This window comes from Williamsia sp., assembly GCF_036566845.1.
Classification (GTDB): domain Bacteria; phylum Actinomycetota; class Actinomycetes; order Mycobacteriales; family Mycobacteriaceae; genus Williamsia.
The window spans coordinates 1-4,453 of the sequence record NZ_DATCVM010000093.1 but is presented as its reverse complement, the minus strand read 5'-3'; the positions used below and the strand labels follow the sequence as shown (position 1 = coordinate 4,453).

General features: G+C 63.6%; 4 protein-coding genes. 3 read left to right on the top strand and 1 reads right to left on the bottom strand.

The window, feature by feature from the left end:
• Positions 1-455: 455 nt before the first annotated feature.
• The 3 genes from VIQ49_RS07850 to VIQ49_RS07840 all read left to right on the top strand — a co-directional run bounded on the left by VIQ49_RS07850 (position 456) and on the right by VIQ49_RS07840 (position 2,890).
• Positions 456-653, top strand: coding sequence for a helix-turn-helix transcriptional regulator (locus VIQ49_RS07850; RefSeq protein WP_078316144.1), 198 nt, complete (start codon positions 456-458; stop codon positions 651-653).
• A 134-nt stretch (positions 654-787) separates the two neighbouring features.
• Positions 788-2,356 (top strand): ATP-binding protein, encoded by a 1,569-nt coding sequence (locus tag VIQ49_RS07845; RefSeq protein WP_331882847.1) that lies wholly within the window; start codon positions 788-790, stop codon positions 2,354-2,356.
• A 75-nt stretch (positions 2,357-2,431) separates the two neighbouring features.
• The gene (locus VIQ49_RS07840) at positions 2,432-2,890 is read left to right on the top strand and encodes a transposase (RefSeq protein WP_331882845.1); all 459 of its coding nucleotides are present in this window, start codon (positions 2,432-2,434) and stop codon (positions 2,888-2,890) included.
• A 33-nt stretch (positions 2,891-2,923) separates the two neighbouring features.
• Here the strand turns inward: VIQ49_RS07840 and VIQ49_RS07835 are convergent, their stop codons facing one another.
• Positions 2,924-3,817 carry a hypothetical protein gene (locus VIQ49_RS07835; protein WP_331882842.1) on the bottom strand — a complete coding sequence of 298 codons (894 nt, stop codon included), beginning with the start codon at positions 3,815-3,817 and terminating at the stop codon, positions 2,924-2,926.
• Between the last annotated feature and the right edge of the window lie 636 nt (positions 3,818-4,453).

Below are 4,453 nucleotides of genomic sequence, written 5' to 3'. Positions count from 1 at the left end.
GTGTGGTAACCCCGAAACCTAGAGCTCGACCACGTGCGCGTCCTTCATCTCGGCGCTGACACGCCGAAACCCTCACCACACCAACCGAAAAAACCGCTGAACAGCAGAAACGCGCCCACTAGAACACTAGGAGCGCCCCTTGCGTTCGAATGACCGCGTGTTCTCTCCACCCTGGTCGTCCACATACCGGGCCAACCACCGGCGTCCCCTACCACTGCGCGCGGAAGGGCTTCCGTCTGATCGACGCCACCTGTCCTCGACGCCCGCGCGGCGGTTTCGTCGCTGCATGTGAGCCACCTCCCTTGGTGCCCAGTTTCACATCGACTACCGACAGCCGACGAAACCGTTCGGCTGGAGTCAATTTGCAAGTGATCTGCAGGGTAGTGGTGGACAAATACAGGGCGCCACCACCAGCGTTGGATTCGTTGACAGAACACACCTTTGAGGAGCATCAGATGGATCTACTGAACGCGAAACAGGTTTCGGAAATCATCGGCGTCCCCGTCGGGACCCTGCGCTACTGGCGCCACTGCGATATCGGGCCTGCCAGTTTTGCCTTGGGCCGCCGCGTCGTCTACCGCCGCGACGAGGTGCTGCGGTGGATCTCGGAGCAAGAAATTGCAACTCGGCGTGGAGGCGGCGACGCCGCGTGAGATCCGCAATTGAGAAAGACCCCGGGTCCTAGCCGAGGTCTTTCATTCGAACCACCCGATCGCTCAACCGGAGGACTCCTCATGAGAATAACCTGCCATGCCCGCCTTCAGAAGCTTCGTAGGCGGGAAAAGCATTGAGTGCCAGGGCCGAGACCGACAAAAAGTCCGTTGCCGTTCGGCTGGTGGAGATGGCCCAAGAGCGATATTGCCTCGGCGTCTCCGAGGACGGTGAACCCTTCGGCGCCGAACGCACGCGGCCGCACCTGGCGATGCTGCTACGCGCCGGCAAGGCCGGCCTGCGAGCCGAACTCGCCTCGCGCTACTTCCGCGACACCGGCACTGTCGCCGGCGGCCAGGCACTCACCGACGCCACGTTGATCCTCGAAGGCATGGCCGCCATCAAGGCTCCGGAGAAGTTGTATCTGCGCGTCGCAGAACTGGACGGCACCAACTACATCGATACTGGACGACCTGACGGCAAGGTGATCCGCATCGGCCAGGGACGGTGGACTGTCACCGATTCCGCCCCGGTTCGTTTCTTGCGATCCAAGCTGACGGCTGCGATGCCACTGCCGTCAGTGGGTGATTTGGATCGACTCTGGGACTTCGTCAACATCAACGTCGAGGACCGACCCGTCCTCCTCGCGGTGCTCGTCGCCGCGCTCGTCCAGTGCGATGTCCCGCATCCTGTGTTGGCCCTCTTCGCCGAACAAGGCAGCGCCAAGAGCACGACGACGCGCATGCTGGTCGATCTGATCGACCCCTCCCCCGTCCCATTGCGCCAAGCGCCGCGCGACGCTGACTCGTGGGTGACCGCGGCATCCGGGTCGTGGGTAGTCGCCATCGACAATCTGTCCACCATCCCGCCGTGGCTGTCAGACTCGCTGTGCCGCGCCGCCACGGGCGACGGCAACGTCAAACGAGCGTTGTACACGGACGCCGACCTCGCAGTCATCAAATTCCGTCGGTGCGTCATCATCAACGGCATCGACGTCGGCGCGGTGCGACCCGACCTCGCAGAACGACTGGCGACGGTCGAGCTGCGACGCATCGATCGCCACATGCGACAACCGGAGGCCACCATGCGACAACAGTGGCGCACGGCTCTACCAGGCATTTTGAGTGGGCTACTCGATCTGGCCGCCTTGGTTCATCAACGTCTCGAGACCATCTCGGTCGATGTGCCGCCCCGGATGGCGGACTTCAGTCGCACGCTGGCGGCGGTTGACGAGATTCTGTCGACCAATGGCTTCGGTCGTTACTTGTCGCGCGCCAACCAACTCTCCGAAGACAGTCTGTCCGCCGACCCGTTCATCGAACGGCTGCGCCAATACATACGGGAACCACTCATCGGAGTATCCGGAGGGGACCTGCTGGCGACAGTCACGCCGGCCGGCGACACCTGGCGCAAGCCGAAGGAGTGGCCCCGGAACGGTCGGGACGTCACAACACTTCTGAAACGGCACGCGCCCGCGCTCCGAAGCCTTGGCTGGGTGATCGAGGACGATGGCGCGCGGAATCACCGGAATGTGCTGCTGTGGACCGTCCACCCGCCCGCCAAAGATGTGTCGGCAGATCAAGCCTCGCAACCCTCGCGTCCCTCGCTGCTGCGGGGTAGCCGCATCGGGTTGGCCACCGCGGAGATCGCGCCGGGCTCGGTTCCTGGAGAGCCTGTCGAAGACCTGGCCATAGAAGCCTCCTGAGTCACCGTCCGCCAGCACTCAATGCGCTGTCTTGTCGGTGCCGGCGAGCATCATCGGAGATGGAACCGGGAGGCGATGGTCGTTAGTCTCGAAGACGATGTGAAGAAGCTGGCCGACGCGGCAGTCGCGGACTGGCCCGACATCCAGTTCTCCGGGGACTTCGACAGAGCAATCAGGGACCTATTCCGATCGCACTTGCGTTTTCCGCCATCCTGGTCCCAGGAGGATTGCGATGAGTACATCGCAGAGAACGCGGACATGGCCGCGTCTCGTTTGATCACCACGCTCGACGACGTGATCGACACCGTTCTTGATGGGTATGAACGCCAACACCGGATCCGACCCCACCACGACGACGCAAGCGAAATGATCAAGGCCAAGCGTCGATCGGCAATTCACGAGCTGGAGTGGGACATCGAGGACTTGGCAGCCGAACTCGCCGGATGGGCCATTCATAGCCTCGGTCGTGCCGTCGCGAGCATGACCGGATGCAGTCCGGCCAGCCGAAGACACCGCCGTCGCAGGACACGCTGAGCAACTGTCGCCTCGTGCATGGCCGGGAATGGTTTACCAACCACGCAACGGATGAACAGCTTTCGAGAGTTCTCTTGCGGCGGTCAGTGTCGGGCGATCCAGATTCTTGAGTCGCGCCTGTTCTGTCATGCGTGCTAGCAACGCGTGCAGCGCCTCGTTGTTCTCGAGCAAAATGTCGACGGCGTGGAGCGGCGTGATGGGCGCCAGCTCCGGCCTTGCGGATGCCGCGGTCGGCTTAGAGAAGGCAACGGTTTTCCGCACCTCGACGACTCGTATGGGTGACCCGTAGCGCTCTGCGGCCGTACGCGCCGCCGAGGCGTCACGTCGGCATGTGTCTGAGCAGTACAGCCGACGACGTCCGCGTCGCGGCCCGTCGTCGAGATCAAGCATCACTGCCTCGCAGCGGACACACCGAGTCGAGTCATAGGATCCGGCGCCGTTGTCGTCACCGCTGAAGGAACGTCGATCGGCGTTGTCGGACAGCGGGTCTCTGCTCTCGAAATCCCCGCCTTGCGGCGCGGAGCGAGCAGACCGCGTACCCGCGCCCGAGATGCCCGCCATCCCGCGTCCTCCCTCGTCTGCGGTGCGAGCCCTGCGCAGCGCGACTTTGATCTCGCGAACATCGACACCGACGAGCGCAGCGATCTTGGCCAAGGTCTCGCCCCGGTCCCTCATCTGCTCGACGGCAGCCTGCAGGCCGGCGAGATAACCTGCACGCCTCTTAGCCCCCTCTGCGCGGACACGCTCCTGCGCCTGATCGAGTCGCACCCGTTCCCATGTATCGACAGCCTCAACCCGGTGCAGCGTCAGTCGGATCGTCGCGGCGGCATCGGCATTGGCGCGCTCCCGCCGAGCCCTTTCCTCGTTCAATCTGCGCTGCGCTTCACGGGCTCGGTACCGAGCCCGGAGCTTCTCATTCGAGTTCATACCGAGAACATAGAAACGTGCGGACGAATCGGTCCACGACCACAGCCACATTCGCGATGACAAACGTCCGTACTCCGCATCTTCACTCCCCCGAGCCTGTCGACTTAGTTCAGCGTTCCAGCCGACTAACCCTGCATGCCATGCCTCTGCTCGGAGCGTCTCCCCGACGTGGTCAACGACGAGATCCACACACCTCTTGCATTCCGGGGCTACCACGCTCACATATCGACGGACGATATTCGCCACATGGGTCGTGGCGCAGACGCTCCGCGTCGCCGCGGCGCGACGCATGTGGGGTTCGCCGAGACGAGTCGCGGACGGCGGGGCGACGCGTTGGCAAGGTCCGTTCGGACGCTGACGTGGTGTGCGTCGCATTGCGGGAGTGGAAGTGATTGCGAAGCCTGATGCGGCCCAGTGTGCATCGGCGTTCGGGATGACACGAGCATTTCTCCGCTACCGTCGCGGACGCCCCTAGAGCGAAGGTAAATCAGCACGAGGCACAGCCGGCTGGGAGGAGTGAATTCCGTTGTGGCTAGTGAGCTAGGCCCGCGGGGCGGCCCGTCCTCTTGGTGGCGGATTCGCCCCCGTGCTGGCGTCGCCGTCGGTCTTGCGGTGGGCGGCGAGAAAGTCATCGAC